The following is a 1,618-nucleotide window of genomic DNA, read 5'->3' as shown; positions in this document are numbered from 1 at the left end:
CTTGAGCTACGCCGAACTCGATGAGCGCGCCGGCCGCGCGGCGGCCGGGTTGACGGCGCTGGGGGTCACGCCGGGTGATCGGGTGTTGCTGCAGCTGCCGAACGGTTGCGAGTTCGCAGTGGCGTTGTTCGCGTTACTGCGAGCCGGAGCGATCCCGGTGATGTGTCTACCCGGCCACCGGGCCGCGGAGTTGGGACACTTTGCCGCGCTCAGCGAGGCGAAGGCTCTGTTAATCCCCGATACCGCAAGCGGATTCGACTACCGCCCGATGGCGAAGGCGCTTACGCAGGAACACCGCGGGTTACGCCACGCCATCGTCGACGGCGATCCGGGACCGTTCGTGTCGTGGTCGCAGGTATGTGCGCACCCGAGTCGGCACCCCGGACCGAGTGAGGCCGATCCCGGGTCCCCGGCCCTGCTGCTGGTGTCGGGAGGTACCACCGGCACACCCAAGCTCATCCCCCGTACCCACGACGACTACGTCTATAACGCCACCGCCAGCGCTGAAGTCTGCGGGCTGACCGGCGATGACGTCTATCTGGTGGCATTGCCTGCCGCCCACAATTTCCCGCTGGCCTGCCCCGGTTTGCTTGGCGCCCTGGCTGTTGGTGCGACGACGGTGTTCCTCACCGACTCGAGCCCGGAATCGGCGTTTAGCGCCATCGCGCGAAACGGTGTGACCGTCACCGCGCTGGTTCCAGCATTGGCCAATTTGTGGGCGCAGGCCACCGACTGGGAGCCGGTGACGCCAACATCGTTGCGGCTGCTGCAAGTTGGCGGCGCGAAGCTGGAAGCCCCTGACGCCCAACGGATCCGCGAGACACTGACGCCGGGGCTGCAGCAGGTCTTCGGCATGGCCGAGGGGCTGCTGTGCTACACACGACCCGGCGATCCGCCGGAGTTGGTCGAGCGCACCCAGGGCCGCCCGCTGTCCGCCGACGACGAGCTGTGCATCGTTGACGACGCAGGACGCCCGGTCCCGGATGGCGCCGAGGGCGAACTGCTGGTGCGTGGTCCATACACCTTCAACGGATACTTCCGGGCCGAGAGCGACAACGCCCGCTGCTTCGACCCGAATGGCTTTTTCCGCAGCGGCGATCTGGTCCGCCGACGCGCCGACGGCTACCTGCAGGTCACGGGCCGGGTCAAGGACGTCATCCACCGGGGCGGCGAGACCATCGCCGCCGGCGACCTCGAAGAGCATCTGCGTACGCATCCGGCAATCTCATCGGCGGTCGCGGTACCGCTGCCGGATCCCTACCTTGGCGAAAAGATCTGCGCGGCAGTTGTTTTCGCTGGACGGCCAGTGACGCTGATGGAGTTGAACGACTTCCTCGACCAACGCGGCGTGGCCAAGCACGCTCGGCCGGATGTGTTGACGCAGATGACCGCATTGCCGACGACTGCAGTTGGCAAGGTCGACAAGCAGGCAATCGTCCGGCACCTGCGGCCGTGATGGTGACTGGTGGCGTAGGGTCGACCATGAGCCGTTTCGTTGTCAGCTGTGATCGACCGCCGTGGGCGGGTGATAGCCCCGGGCAATGTAATTCCTCCGTCGCCTCGCACTTGCGAGGCGGTGATGCCGACCGTGAAGGAACGCCCGTGGATCGCCGAAGAC

At 66.6% G+C, this 1,618-nt stretch carries 1 protein-coding gene; it reads left to right on the top strand.

Going from position 1 to position 1,618, the window contains the following annotated elements; all coding sequences use genetic code 11:
- A partial coding sequence (locus WB785_RS17985; protein ID WP_424080656.1) for a (2,3-dihydroxybenzoyl)adenylate synthase occupies nucleotides 1-1,456 on the top strand: 1,456 nt, incomplete at its 5' end.
- Nucleotides 1,457-1,618: the final 162 nt, after the last annotated feature.

The organism is Mycobacterium sp. (assembly GCF_049585075.1).
Classification (GTDB): Bacteria; Actinomycetota; Actinomycetes; order Mycobacteriales; family Mycobacteriaceae; genus Mycobacterium.
This window is presented reverse-complemented; position numbering and strand designations above follow the sequence as displayed.